This is a genomic window from Micromonospora sp. RTP1Z1, from assembly GCF_033804685.1.
Taxonomy (GTDB): Bacteria; Actinomycetota; Actinomycetes; order Mycobacteriales; family Micromonosporaceae; genus Micromonospora.
In genome coordinates this window covers 53875-66732 of record NZ_JAPFQV010000034.1, presented here as the reverse complement: position 1 = coordinate 66732, position 12858 = coordinate 53875, and the positions used below count along the sequence as shown (strand labels likewise).

Genomic DNA, 12858 nt, shown 5'->3' with positions numbered 1-12858 from the left:
GATGCCGGTGAAGATACGATGAGACAAGGCCGTGCGGGCCCATCCTGACGTCACAATCATGATCGTCCCGCACGGCCACCTTCATGATCGACCCGGGTCTTTCCTCTACCGCGCACCAAGCCGTAAGTACCGACCGGGCTTTATATGACCAACTCGCCGAGGAAGCGCAGGGCGTTGCGGGAGAGGAGCTTGTCGCGCTGGCCATCGGTGAGGAAGTCGGCCTTCCGGACCACCGCGCCGGCCGGCCGCTCCCCCAGCGGGTACGGGTAGTCGCTGCCCACCAGCACCCGATCCTCCCCCATGGTGTCCACCAGCAGCCGCAGCGCGGCGGGCTCGAAGACCACCGAGTCGACGCTGAACCGGTCGACGTAGGAGCTGGGCGGCGCGGTGGACGCGCCGCGTACCAGGTCGCCGCGGCGGTGCCAGGCGTTGTCGGCGCGGCCCAGCCAGAACGGGAAGCTGCCGCCGCCGTGCGCGAAGCAGATCCGTAGGCTCTCCGGCACCCGGTCGAAGACGCCGCCGAGGATCAGCGCCAGCACCGACAGGTGGGTCTCGGCCGGCATGCCGGTGAGCCAGCGGGCCATCCACCGGTCCAGCCGGGGGCCGCCCGGCATGTCCCAGGGGTGCACGAAGACCGGCGCGCCCACCTCGGCGCAGTGGGTCAGGAACTGCACGATTCCGGCGTCGTCCAGGTCCCGGTCGCCGACGTGGTTGCCGATCTCGACGCCGACGTGGCCGGCCGCCAGGCAGCGGTCCAACTCGGCGCAGGCGGCGTCCGGGTCCTGCAACGGCACCTGGCAGAACGGCACCAGCCGGTCGCCGCCGGCCGCGGTGACCTCCAGGGTGAGGTCGTTGAAGATCCGGGCCACCCGCACGGCCTGGTCCGCGGGACGGTCGTAGGAGAAGAAGACCGGGGTCGGCGACACGACCTGCACGTCGACGCCGTCGGCGGCCATGTCGGCCAGCCGGGTCTCCGCGTCCCAGCACTCCGCGCCGACCGGGCGGAACTCCGCCTCCCCCACCATGATCATGGCGGCGCGCTCGGAGTCCACCCGCAGCCAGGGCCAGCCGGACCCGCCGCACGCCGCGGCGAGGTCCGGCCACCCCTTCGGTACGACGTGCGTGTGCACGTCCACCACCGGGAACCGCGGGTCAGGCACCGGCGTCAGCCCTTGCCCGGGTGCAGCGCGCCGCACTTGTCGCAGGTGCGCGCCTGCTCGTCGGTGTAGAACGCCTGGAACACCGGGGGCAGGTCGGCGGCGATGTCGCGGACCTGGAGTTCCACCTCGTGCACCCGGTGCCCGCACTCCGGGCAGTACCACTGGAACTTCTCCAGCGTGCCGTCCTCGCGGACCCGCTCGACCACCACGCCGATCGAGCCGGCCTCGGGTCGCTGCGGCGAGTGCGGGGTGTTGCGCGGCAGCATCCACATCTGGCCCTCGCGCACGTGCACCGTGCGCGGCCCCTCCGGGGTCATCAGGTTGATGTGCATGTTGCCCTTGACCTGGTAGAAGAACTCCTCGTACGGGTCGACGTGGAAGTCGGTGCGCTGGTTCGGCCCACCGACCACCATGACGATGAAGTCGTCCCCGCCGGGGAACATCTCCTTGTTCCCCACCGGCGGCTTCAGCAGGTGCTGGTTGTCCGCGATCCAGCCGGGAAAGCTGAACGGCTCGGCGATCTCACTCACGACTGACCTGCTTCCTACTATTTGCTCATTGCTGAGCGGTTCGGATGATTCGCTCTCCGCTCGGCAGCGGCCGGGCTGGAGTCCTGGACCGGCAGTCTGGTCCGGTGGCGATCGGTCCTGTCCTGCAGGATCTGCTTCACCCGCTGGTGTGGGGTGTGCAGGGCGATGTCGGGGTCGCCGGCTCGCTGACGGATGTTGATCGCGGCGTTCACGTCGGCCTGCCACACCACCCCGCACGGGGTGCAGTGAAACCGGTCCCCGCCGCGTCGGCCAAGGGCGCCGCAGCGGTGACAGGTTTGTGAGGTGTAGGCGGCATTGACGTGCACGAGCGCAGAACCTCTGCGCTCCGACACGCTTGCCAGCGCCTCCGCGGTGACCCCTTTGGTCCACGCGGCCAGACGCCGGTTGACATTCCTGCCGAGCGTTGTGCGCCCGGCGAAGCGGTTGGTGAGGTCTTCGGCGACCACGGTGGCGGCCTTGTCCACGACCCGGTGCACGGCGGTGAAGATCTCCGTGCGCACCCGCGCCCGGTGCCGGGCGGCCTGCCGGTCCCGCTTGACGGTGCCGAGGTTGTTGGCAGCGATCCGGTGCTCTTTCGCGTGGTCACCATGGCGGGCGGCGTTGTTGGCTATCGAGCGCAGCTTCGCCCGACGCCGGTTACGTTCCTTCAACCGGTCCGACTCACTGGACAACAGCTCACCAAGGCCGCAGCCATGGCGGGCGCCGTCGGAGTCGGTCAGCGCTTCGGTGTAGCCCTTGTCCACACCAACCGTTCGCCCGCCGCAGGGCCGCTGCGACGACCGCAGCTGCGACGCGTCGATCTGGTAGTGCACCTCGACCCGACCACCACGCAGGATCAGCCGCAGCGTCCCAGCCGGGGCCACCGTCGTGGACAACGGGATCCGGACCATCCGGCGGCGTTGCAGACCGGGAACCGCCAGCCACAACCGGCCCCGCCCATCAACCACCGTGTTGTACTTGTCGGCGCGCACCACGATCTGATCGTGCGTGCGGTTACGGCCCCGCTTCCAATGCTTACGCATCTGCCGATCCAGGAACGGGTCCTCAGCCCACCGGTCGACCGCCAGGGCGGTGAACATCCGCTTGCGCTCAGCCGGGTCATTGGTGCGCCGGGTGATGGCCCGCCGGACCTCGACCTTGGCCGCCGCCAGGTTCGCCGCGATATCGGCCATGGCGTCGCGGACGGTTTCCTTCCACGCATTCGCCAGCACACCGAACCGCACGTGCGTGCCGTCTGCCAACCACCGGTCCCGCACCTGCCGGTCCGTCAACCCGGACCCCACACCGCCTACCGACCCGTAACGCTGCCACACCTCACTACGAACCCGACCCAACCGACGAGCCTGCTCCACCAACGCCACATGCTTACCCACATTCAGGGCCGTCGAATAAGCGATGCGCGTAGCCTTCACCAGTCAACCTCCGCGGTCCGGTCCGCCCCTATTAGTGTAGATAGATCTAGGAAGGACAGGAATTAATAGTTGCCACTCCCTGGGGGAGCAGGGCAACGGCTTGCATCTCGATCAGCAGGTGCGGATGCGGCAACTGGTGCACCGCCACCGTCGTCCGGGTCGGCCCGGTGGCGTCGAAGAACTCCGCCCACACCTCGTTGTACCCACCGAAGTCGTTCATGTTGACCAGGTAGCTGGTGACCTGGACAAGGTCGGAAAGCTCCGCGCCGACCGACCGCAGCAGGTCCCGGACGTTCCCGATGACCGCCCGCGTCTGCACCCGGATGTCGAGGTTCGTGGTGCCGAACCCGTCCACCTCCACCCCGGCGAAGGTGTTGTCCGGGCGGCGGGACGACGTACCGGAGACGAAGACGAACCCACCCGCCACCTTGACGTGCGGGAACGCCCCGCGCGGCACGGCCTTCCCGGCCACGACCCGGGCGCCCGCGGTCATGACGCGGCCCGCAGCGACGCGGTGCCGAGCTTCTCGACCACGGCCCGGACGTGGGCACCAGGACGCAGCGGCACGGCGGCGGTGGCGGCGCCGGCGAGGAAGACCCAGCCCTCGCGGAGGCGGACACCGTGTCGACCGGCGAGCCGGATGCCCTCGTCCAGCGCCCGGCGCGGGTCGCCGAGGATCGCCGCCGTCGAGCCCACCTGGGCCACCCGACCGTCGATCTCCAGCAGCACCCCCAGGTTGTCCAGCCCGTCCGGCACCGGCGCCCAGGGTCCGACGACGAACGCGGCGGCCGAGGTGTTGTCGGCGATCACGTCCGGGAGGGAGAAGGTGAAGTTGGCGTACCGGGAGTCGATCAGCTCGATCGCCGGGGCCACCGCCCGGACCGCGTCGGCGAAGGAGCCCAGCGGCTCGCCGGGCTCCGGCAACCGGTCCAGCAGGAACGCCACCTCCGGCTCGACCCGCGGATGGATGAAGTCGCCCACGTCGACCGTGCCGCCGTCGGGCACCCGCATCACGTCGGTGAGCCGGCCCCAGATCACCTCGTCCACGCCGACCTGGGCCATCTTCGCCTTGCTGGTCAGCCCCATCTTCAGCCCGACCAGCCGCTCGCCCCGGTCCAGGCGGCGCTGCAGCAGCGCGGTCTGCACCGCGTACGCGGCGTCGACGTCGAGGCCGGTCTCGGCGGCGAGTTGCGGGACGGCCGTGGCCGTGTCGGCGGCCGCGCCCAGCTTCTCGGCGATCCCCGCGATGTCCGGCCCGATCACGCCATCTCCCCCTGCTCCTCACGCCGACCGGCGAGGTCGAGCGCCACGTCCACGATCATGTCCTCCTGGCCGCCGACCATCCGCCGTCGGCCCAGCTCCACCAGGATGGACCGGACGTCCACCCCGTACTTCGCGGAGGCGCGTTCGGCGTGCCGGAGGAAGCTGGAGTAGACGCCCGCGTACCCGAGCGAGAGCGTCTCCCGGTCGACCTGGACCGGCCGGTCCTGGAGCGGGCGGACGACGTCGTCGGCCGCGTCCATCAGCGCGAACACGTCGCAGCCGTGCTTCCAGCCGTGCAGCTCGGCGACCGCCACGAAGACCTCCAGCGGGGCGTTGCCCGCGCCGGCGCCCATTCCGGCCAGCGAGGCGTCCACCCGGACCGTCCGGCCGTGCGGGGCGCCCAGCGGCCCGTCACCGAGGATGCGGCCGTGCTCGACCGCCACCACGCTGTTGGCCACCCCGAGCGACAGGTTGTGGTGGGCGTGGATGCCGATCTGCGTCTCCGGTTCTAGGACCTGCCGGTACGCGTCGACCCGCTCGGCCACGTCGGACATCAGCAGCCGGCCGCCGGAGTCGGTGACGTAGACGCAGTGCGCCCCGTACGACTCCATCAGCTTGGCCTGCGCGGCCAGCCCGGCCGGGTCGTTCATGTGCGACATCATCAGGAACCCGGAGACGTCCATGCCATTCTCCCGGGCCCAGGAGATGTGCTGGGCGGAGATGTCCGCCTCGGTGCAGTGGGTGGCGATCCGGACGCTGCTCACCCCGAGCGCCTTCGCCGCCTTCAGGTCGGCGATGGTGCCGATGCCCGGCAGCAGCAGGGTGGTGAGCGTCGCGCTGGTCAGCACCTCGGCCGCGGCGGAGATCCAGTCGGCGTCGCTGGCCGCGCCGTGCCCGTAGTTGACGCTGGAGCCGGCGAGCCCGTCCCCGTGCGCCACCTCGATCGCCGCCACCCCGGCCGCGTCCAGTGCGGCGGTGATGGTGCGGACCTGGTCGACGGTGTAGCGGTGCCCGATGGCGTGCATGCCGTCCCGCAGCGTCACGTCCTGGATGTACAGCTCGGTCACGCCGGCACTCCCTTCGCCCGCAGGGCCACCAGCCGCTCCGCGGTACGCAGCGCGGCCGAGGTCATGATGTCCAGGTTCCCGGCGTACGCGGGCAGGTAGTGCCCGGCGCCGGAAACCTCCAGGAAGACCGAGACCTGGAGTCCGGTGAGGTGCCGCCCCAGCGACGGCACGTACTCCTCGACCCGGTCGAACTGCACGTCCTGCTTGAGCCGGTAGCCGGGAACGTACTCCTGCACCGTCGCCACCATGTCCGCGACGGAGGCGGCGATGGCGGCCCGGTCGGCGTCGGCGTCCGGGCAGAGGCAGTAGACGGTGTCCCGCATCAGCAGCGGCGGGTCGGCCGGGTTCAGCACGATGATCGCCTTGCCGCGCTCCGCGCCGCCGACCACCTCGATGGCCCGGGCGGTGGTCTCGGTGAACTCGTCGATGTTCGCCCGGGTGCCCGGACCGGCCGACTTCGAGGCGATCGAGGCGACGATCTCCCCGTACGCGACGGGGGTGACCCGGCCGACGGCGGCGACGATCGGCACCGTTGCCTGGCCGCCGCAGGTCACCATGTTGACGTTCGTCTCGTGCAGGTGCTCGTCGAGGTTGACCGGCGGCACCACGTACGGGCCGATGGCGGCCGGGGTCAGGTCGACCACGGTCCGGCCGTGCGCCCGCAGCACCGCGTCGTTGTGCCGGTGCGCGCCGGCCGAGGTGGCGTCGAAGACCAGCTCGACGTCGGCGAACTCGGGCAGCGCGACCAGGCCGTCGACCCCTTCGGCGGTGGTGGCCACGCCGAGCCGGCGGGCCCGGGCCAGGCCGTCGGAGTCCGGGTCGATGCCGGCCATCGCCACCATGCGCAGGCTGTCGCTCAGCCGGAGCACCTTGATCATCAGATCGGTCCCGATGTTGCCGGACCCGATCACCGCCACGCCCGTGGTCACTGTCCACCGTCCTTGGAGAAGCAGGTCCGCACCGAGCCGAGCCCGGAGATCCGGGCCTCGTACGCGGCGCCCGGGGTCACCGGCACCATCGGGCCGAGCGCGCCGGAGAGCACCACGTCCCCGGCGCGCAGCGGGTCGCCGGCGCGGGCCATGGTGCCGGCCAGCCACTCCAGCGCGTGCAGCGGGTTGCCCAGGCAGGCCGCCCCGGCGCCGACCGACACCGGCTCGCCGGCGTGTTCCAGCACCATCCCGCAGAGCCGCAGGTCGACGTCGGCGAGCCGGCGCGGCGTGGTGCCGAGCACGAAGAGCCCGCTGGAGGCGTTGTCCGCGACGGTGTCCACGATGGAGATGTCCCAACCGGCGATCCGCGAGTCGACGATCTCGATGGCCGGCAGCACGTGGTCGACGGCCCGGATCAGGTCGACGGTGGTGATCCGTTCGTCGGTCAGGTCCGCGCCGAGCACGAAGGCGATCTCCGACTCCACCCGGGGCTGGAGCAGCCGGTCGGTCGACACCTCGACGCCGTCGCCGACCGCCATGACGTCGGTGAGCACGCCGAAGTCCGGCTGGTAGACCCCGAAGTTCTCCTGCACCGCCCGGGAGGTCAGCCCGATCTTCGCGCCCACCCGGCGCTCGCCCCGGTCCCACCGGGCCTGGGCCTGGAGCTGCTGCACCTGGTACGCCGACTCGACGTCCCCCTCGGGCAGCAGCCGCCCGCGCAGCGGTGGGCAGGGCGTCCCGCTCTCCCGAGCCGCATCCAGCTCGCGCGCCGCAGTTTCAAGATCGGTCATGACAGGTCCACGCAGACGTTGGTGAGTTCGGAGTAGAAGCCGAGCGAGTGCACCCCGCCCTCCCGGCCGATACCGGAAGCCTTCACCCCGCCGAACGGGGTGCGCAGGTCACGCAGGAACCAGGTGTTCACCCAGACGATACCGGCGTCCAGCCGGGCCCCGGCCCGGTGCGCCCGGCCCACGTCCCGGGTCCAGACCGTCGCGGCCAGGCCGTACTCGGTGCCGTTCGCCAGGGCGTACGCCTCGTCCTCGGTGTCGAAGGGGGCGACGTGCACGACCGGGCCGAAGATCTCCTCCCGGTTCGTCCGGGCGTCCGGGCCCAGCCCGGTCAGCACGGTCGGCTGCACGTACGCGCCGCCGTCGCGGGCGTCGCCGAAGCCGGGCACCCCGCCCCCGGCGAGCACCTCGGCGCCCTCGGCGCGGGCCAGGTCGTAATGGCCGAGCACCTTGTCCCGGTGGGGGTGCGAGATCAGCGGCATGTTGACGGTCGCCTCGTCGGCCGGCCAGCCGTACGCCAGCTCGTCGGCCCGCTTGGCCAGCCGGGCGGTGAACTCCTCGAAGACCGGACGCTGCACGTAGATCCGCTCGGTGCAGAGGCAGACCTGACCGCCGTTGGTGAAGCTGGACCGGACCGAGCCGGCCACCGCCGCGTCCAGGTCGGCGTCGGCGAAGACCAGCCCGGCGTTCTTGCCGCCCAGCTCGAAGCTCACCGCCTTCACCCCGTCCGCGGCGGCGCGCATGATGGCGCTGCCGGTGGCCGACTCACCGGTGAAGGTGATCGCGTCCACGCCGGGATGCCGGGTGAGGAACTCCCCGGCCGAATCCGGGCCGAAGCCGTGCACCAGGTTGAACACGCCCGCCGGCACGCCGGCGGCGGCCATCACCTCGGCCAGCAGGGTCGCCGACGCCGGAGTCTCCTCGCTGGGCTTGACCACCACGGCGTTGCCGCAGGCCAAGGCCGGGGCGACCTTCCACGTGAGCAGCAACAGCGGCAGGTTCCAGGGCACGATGACCGCGACCACGCCGACCGGCTTGCGGACCGCGTAGTTGAGCGCCCGGCCACCCGTCGGGGTGACCGTGGTGAACGACTCGGTCGGCGCGGTCGCCACGATCTCGGCGAACGCCCGGAAGTTGGCCGCGCCGCGCGGGATGTCCAGCGTCCGGGCCTGCGAGATGGCCTTGCCGGTGTCGGCGACCTCGGCGGTGACCAGGTCGTCGAAGCGCCGTTCCAGCTCGTCGGCGACCCGGCGCAGCACCTCGGCGCGCTCCCGCTCCCCCATCCGGCCCCACGGCCCACGCAGCGCCGCCCGGGCGGCCGCCACCGCGTCGTCCACCGTCGCCGAATCCGCCTCGGCCACCTCGAAGACCGGCTCGCCGGTCACCGGGCTGCGCTTGGTGAACCGGCGGCCGGCGGCGACGAACTCGCCGCCGACGAAGTTGCGCAGCAGTCCCGGCCCGTCCGGCGCGTGCCCGGCCATCAGCCGGGGATCCCAGAGCCTCATCCGCGCCTCCCTCGGCCGATCGCGGCCAGCCCGCCGGCCAGCAGCGCCACCGCGCCGGCCGTCACCGCCCCCAGCACCTGGTACTGCCGGTGCACCCGGCGGCGCACCTCGGCGTACGGGGTGGTGGAGAAGGAGACCAGCTCGTACTGCGAAACGTACCGGCCGGGCAGGACTCGTTCCAGTGCGTGTTCGATGCGCTTGCGGGTCTGGAAGACCGGCGAGGCGATCTTGTCCCGCATCTCCACGAAGTTGGTCAGCGCCATCCGGGCGATCGCCTCGGCGTTGGCCTGCCGGCGTCGCTGGAACAGTGGCAGCGCGGCCGACCACTCGTCGCCGCACTCGTCCAGGCAGCGGTCCAGCTCCACCACGTCCTCGAAGGCGCAGTTCGCGCCCTGGCCGTAGAACGGCACGATGGCGTGCGCCGCGTCGCCGAGCAGGCCGACCTTCCCGCCCACCTGCCAGGGGGTGCAGCGGACCGTGCCGAGCACACCGACCGGGTTGTGCTGGTAGTCGTCGACCAGGTTCGGGGCGAGCGGGACCAGGTCCGGGTAGTGGGTGGCGAAGTGCCGCTCGATCGCGGCCGGGCTGCCCAGCGAGGCGAAGCTGGCGGTGCCGTGGGTGGGCCAGAAGAGCGTGCAGGTGAACGAGCGGTCCGGGTTGGGCAGCGCGATCATCATCGAGGTGCCGCGCGGCCAGATGTGCAGCGCGCCGGGGTCCAGGGCGAACTCGCCGCCCAGCGGGGGGATGGTGAGTTCCTTGTAGCCGTAGTCCAGGAAGTCGAGGCTCTCGGTCAGCACCCCGTACCCGAGGAGCTGCCCGCGCACGGCGGAGCCGGCGCCGTCGGCGCCCAGCACGACCGACGCGGCGGCGGCGACCTTGCCCTGCGGGGTCTCGAACGTCATGTCGCCGGTGGCCGGGTCGAGGCCGACCAGCCGGTGGTCGAAGGCGACCCGCACCCCCGGCAGCGCGGCGGCGGCGGTGAGCAGGGCGTTGTTCAGCGCGCCCCGGCTGATCGAGTTGATCGCCCGGTCGCCGGAGACGCTGTACGACTGGAACTGCGCCTCCCCGTCCACCGGGTGGATCATCCGGCCGCGCATCGGCAGCGCGTCCGCCATCACCTGCCCGTCCAGCCCGATCCGGCGCAGCGCGTCGAGGCCACGCTCGGAGAGCGCCAGGTTGATCGAGCGACCCCGCTCGACCGTGCCGGTACGCGGGTCCGGCCGCCGCTCGTAGAGCGTCACCGGGTAGCCGCGCCGGGCCAGGAAGCAGGCCAGCAGGCAGCCGGCCAACCCGGCCCCGACCACCGCGATCTCGTCCCGCCGCTCGGTCACCGGTTCACCTCCACCGTCGCGGCCAGCGCGTCGGCGACCCGCCAGCAGTCGTGGTACGTCGAGTAGAGCGGCACCGGGGCGAACCGGACGACGTCCGGTTCCCGGGCGTCGGCGATCACGCCATGCTCGTGCCGCAGCCGCTTGGTCAGGTCGTTGGCGCTGCCCACGCCGATCCGCACGGAGAGCTGGCAGCCCCGGCGCGCGGGGTCGCGCGGGGTGACCACGGTCAGCGGCCGGCCGGTTGTCACCTCGTCGAGCAGCCCTTCCAGGTAGCCGGTGAGCCGCAGGCTGCGCTCCCGCAGCGCCGGCATTCCGACGGCGTCGAAGAGTTCCAGCGAGGTCCGGACCGGTCCCATCGCGAAGATCGGCGGGTTGGAGATCTGCCACGCCTCGATGGTGGCCGGTGGCCGGGAGACCGGGGTCATCTCGAACCGGGTGGTCGCCTCGGTGCTCCACCAGCCCTCGAAGCGCGGCAGGTCGGGGTCGCCGAGGTGGCGCTCGTGGACGAAGACGCCCGCGAGCGCCCCCGGCCCCGAGTTGAGGTACTTGTAGGAGCACCAGGCGGCGAAGTCGACGTCCCAGTCGTGCAGCGCCAGCGGCACGTTGCCGGCCGCGTGCGCGAGGTCCCAGCCGACCACCGCGCCGGCGGCCCGGCCCGCGGCGGTGATCGCCGGGATGTCCATCAGCTCGCCGGTGAGGTAGTTGACCCCGCCGAGCAGCAGCAGCGCGACGGTGTGGCCCTCGGCGGCCAGGAACCCGGTCACGTCCTCCGTGCGCAGGGTGTCCTCGCCGGGGCGCGGGCGCAGCCGGACCACGGTGGCGTCCGGGTCGAGGCCGTGGAAGCGGGCCTGGCTGCGGACGGCGTAGCTGTCCGAGGGAAAGGCGCTGTCCTCGATGACGATCCGGGTCCGCTCCCCCGCCGGCCGGTAGAAGCTCACCATCAGCAGGTGCAGGTTGACCGTGAGGGAGTTCATCACCACGGTCTCCGCGGGCCGGGCGCCGACCAGTCGCGCGGCCGGCGCGGTCAACAGCTCGTGGTACGGCAGCCAGGGCCGTTCCGCCTCCAGGTGGCCCTCCACCCCGAACCGGCCCCACGCCGCCAGGTCGGCCAGCAGCTCGTCCCGGGTGGCCCGGGGCTGCAGGCCGAGCGAGTTGCCGGCCAGGTACGCCACCTCGGGGTAACGCCCGCCCTCGGCCGGCGGCACGTGGAACAGGTGCCGGTGCCCAGGGTCGGCGGCGTCGAGGGCGCGCGCTCCGGCTTCGCCGGTAGCGGAGCGCAGTGGCGCAGTCGTCGATTCCTTCATCGTGCCTCTCGCTCCCCGCTCACATCACGGTCCGGGCCGACCACAGCTCCGGGAAGACCACCCGGGCCATGCTGCGCTGCAACCAGGCCAGTCCGGCGGAGCCGCCGCTGCCCACCTTGGCGCCCATGGTGCGCTGCACCGCCTTGAGGTGGTGCCAGCGCCAGTCACCGAACCGCTCGGCCACCTCGGTCAGCGCCTCGCCGAGCAGCCGCAGATGGTTGTCCGGGCCGCCGTCGGCGTAGATCTGCACCCAGGCCGCCTCGACGGCCGGGTGCGACTCGTGCTCGGTCGCCACGTCCCGGTCGAGCAGGTCGGCGGGGAGGTCGAAGCCGCGCCGGGCGAGCAGGGCGACCACGTCGTCCCAGAGGCTCGGCGCGGCGAGGCCGGCGGTCAGCTCGGCGTACACCTCGGCCTGCCGGCGGAACGGCCGGATCAGCGCCGGGTCGCGGAGGCCGAGCAGGAACTCCAGCTGCCGATACATCGCCGACTGGAAGCCGGAGCCCTCGCCGAGCAGGTTGCGGAACCGGTTGAAGTCCGCCGGGGTCATCCAGCGCAGCCCCTGCCAGGCCGCGTTGAGCCCCTCCAGGTGCAGGGCGGCGCGGCGCAGCGACGGCAGCGCCTCCCAGATCCGGTTCGCCCGCAGCTCCCGCTGGGCGTGCCGCAGCTCGTGGCAGGTCAGCCCGAAGTACAGCTCCATGATCTGGCTGACCATCAGGAAGGACATCTCGCCCGGGTCGTCGCTGAGCGGCTGCTGCAACCCGTGCAGCGTGCTCGCCCGCACGTACGCGTCGTAGGGCACCCGCTCGGTGAACTCCAGCGTCGGTTCGCCGCCGTTGCGCGCCGCCCGAGCCGCCCGCTGCTGCGGGGTGACCGGACGCACCGCCGCGGTCACCGTCGGTGCCCGCAGGTCCGTCTGTTCCACTGTCATCTCCCTCCGTACGCCGGGTACCGTCATGATCCCGCGGGTGGATCGGCGAATGGAATGCCTGTTCAACGGCGGTATGACCGGTCGACCTGTCGGTCTGAAGGCTAGACCGGGTCCGGGTTCACGAAGGAAAGGTCACGCATGGACGACATGGACTGGGCGCTACTGCGGGAGCTCCAGGCCGACGCCCGGCTCTCGTTCAGCGAGCTGTCCCGGCGGGTGCACCTGTCACCGCCGGCGGTGGCCGAGCGGGTCCGCCGGCTGGAGGAGTCCGGCGTGATCACCGGCTACCACGCGCACGTCGACCTGACCCGGGCCGGCCGCAGCGTGGTCGCGCTGATCCGGATGTCCTGCTACGGCCCGCGCTGCATCCTGCACGACCCGGAGGTGGCGGGCTGGCCGGAGATCCGGGAGATCCACCGGATCACCGGGGACGCGTGCAGCATGCTCAAGGTGGCGGCCGGGTCGATCGACGAGTTCGAGGGGGTCATCGACCGCCTCGCCCCGTACGGCCAGCCGTCCAGCACGATGGTCCTCTCGACCCCGCTGGAGTGGCACCCGCTGACCCCGCTCCCGCCGCCGGCCGGACCGACCCCGCTCGGCCGCCACCGCTGACCCGGGGT

The 12858-nt window shown here is 72.1% G+C and carries 13 protein-coding genes; 1 reads left to right on the top strand and 12 read right to left on the bottom strand.

Going from position 1 to position 12858, the window contains the following annotated elements:
• Positions 1-140: 140 nt before the first annotated feature.
• Genes SLP03_RS18335 through SLP03_RS18280 form a run of 12 tightly spaced genes read right to left on the bottom strand, consistent with a single transcriptional unit; the run spans position 141 to position 12232 of the window.
• The gene (locus SLP03_RS18335) at positions 141-1196 is read right to left on the bottom strand and encodes an amidohydrolase family protein (RefSeq protein WP_319461819.1); all 1056 of its coding nucleotides are present in this window, start codon (positions 1194-1196) and stop codon (positions 141-143) included.
• The gene (locus tag SLP03_RS18330; protein ID WP_319461818.1) at positions 1166-1690 is read right to left on the bottom strand and encodes a 3-hydroxyanthranilate 3,4-dioxygenase; all 525 of its coding nucleotides are present in this window, start codon (positions 1688-1690) and stop codon (positions 1166-1168) included. The genes SLP03_RS18335 and SLP03_RS18330 overlap by 31 nt, the downstream gene beginning before the upstream one ends.
• Before the next feature lie 17 nt (positions 1691-1707).
• Positions 1708-3123: a transposase gene (locus SLP03_RS18325; protein WP_319461817.1), complete on the bottom strand. Its 1416-nt coding sequence runs from the start codon at positions 3121-3123 to the stop codon at positions 1708-1710.
• Positions 3124-3169: 46 nt separating this feature from the next.
• Positions 3170-3616, bottom strand: a complete 447-nt coding sequence (locus tag SLP03_RS18320) for a RidA family protein (protein ID WP_319461816.1) — start codon at positions 3614-3616, stop codon at positions 3170-3172.
• The gene (locus tag SLP03_RS18315; RefSeq protein WP_319461815.1) at positions 3613-4386 is read right to left on the bottom strand and encodes a 2-keto-4-pentenoate hydratase; all 774 of its coding nucleotides are present in this window, start codon (positions 4384-4386) and stop codon (positions 3613-3615) included. The genes SLP03_RS18320 and SLP03_RS18315 overlap by 4 nt, the downstream gene beginning before the upstream one ends.
• Positions 4383-5453, bottom strand: coding sequence for a 4-hydroxy-2-oxovalerate aldolase (gene dmpG, locus SLP03_RS18310; RefSeq protein WP_319461814.1), 1071 nt, complete (start codon positions 5451-5453; stop codon positions 4383-4385). Before dmpG ends, SLP03_RS18315 begins: the two co-directional genes overlap by 4 nt.
• Positions 5450-6382, bottom strand: a complete 933-nt coding sequence (locus SLP03_RS18305; RefSeq protein ID WP_319461813.1) for an acetaldehyde dehydrogenase (acetylating) — start codon at positions 6380-6382, stop codon at positions 5450-5452. The genes dmpG and SLP03_RS18305 overlap by 4 nt, the downstream gene beginning before the upstream one ends.
• The gene (locus SLP03_RS18300) at positions 6379-7173 is read right to left on the bottom strand and encodes a 2-keto-4-pentenoate hydratase (protein WP_319461812.1); all 795 of its coding nucleotides are present in this window, start codon (positions 7171-7173) and stop codon (positions 6379-6381) included. Before SLP03_RS18300 ends, SLP03_RS18305 begins: the two co-directional genes overlap by 4 nt.
• On the bottom strand, positions 7170-8651 hold the full coding sequence (locus SLP03_RS18295; RefSeq protein WP_319461826.1) for a 2-hydroxymuconic semialdehyde dehydrogenase: 1482 nt from the start codon (positions 8649-8651) through the stop codon (positions 7170-7172). Before SLP03_RS18295 ends, SLP03_RS18300 begins: the two co-directional genes overlap by 4 nt.
• Positions 8652-8671: 20 nt before the next feature.
• Positions 8672-10006, bottom strand: a complete 1335-nt coding sequence (locus tag SLP03_RS18290) for an NAD(P)/FAD-dependent oxidoreductase (protein ID WP_319461811.1) — start codon at positions 10004-10006, stop codon at positions 8672-8674.
• Positions 10003-11310, bottom strand: a complete 1308-nt coding sequence (gene kynU / locus SLP03_RS18285) for a kynureninase (protein WP_319461810.1) — start codon at positions 11308-11310, stop codon at positions 10003-10005. Before kynU ends, SLP03_RS18290 begins: the two co-directional genes overlap by 4 nt.
• A gap of 19 nt (positions 11311-11329) precedes the next feature.
• Positions 11330-12232 carry a tryptophan 2,3-dioxygenase gene (locus tag SLP03_RS18280; protein WP_319461809.1) on the bottom strand — a complete coding sequence of 301 codons (903 nt, stop codon included), beginning with the start codon at positions 12230-12232 and terminating at the stop codon, positions 11330-11332.
• Positions 12233-12376: 144 nt separating this feature from the next.
• Here SLP03_RS18280 and SLP03_RS18275 point away from each other — a divergent pair, with 144 nt between their 5' ends.
• Positions 12377-12850, top strand: coding sequence for an Lrp/AsnC family transcriptional regulator (locus SLP03_RS18275; RefSeq protein ID WP_319461808.1), 474 nt, complete (start codon positions 12377-12379; stop codon positions 12848-12850).
• Positions 12851-12858 lie beyond the last annotated feature (8 nt).

Excerpts from the sequence above, each read along its gene's own strand:
- SLP03_RS18300 (WP_319461812.1), bottom strand. The coding sequence starts at position 7,173 with ATGACCGATCTTGAAACTGCGGCGCGCGAGCTGGATGCGGCTCGGGAG.
- SLP03_RS18320 (WP_319461816.1), bottom strand. The coding sequence starts at position 3,616 with ATGACCGCGGGCGCCCGGGTCGTGGCCGGGAAGGCCGTGCCGCGCGGG.
- SLP03_RS18275 (WP_319461808.1), top strand. The coding sequence starts at position 12,377 with ATGGACGACATGGACTGGGCGCTACTGCGGGAGCTCCAGGCCGACGCC.
- kynU (WP_319461810.1), bottom strand. The coding sequence starts at position 11,310 with ATGAAGGAATCGACGACTGCGCCACTGCGCTCCGCTACCGGCGAAGCC.
- SLP03_RS18295 (WP_319461826.1), bottom strand. The coding sequence starts at position 8,651 with ATGGCCGGGCACGCGCCGGACGGGCCGGGACTGCTGCGCAACTTCGTC.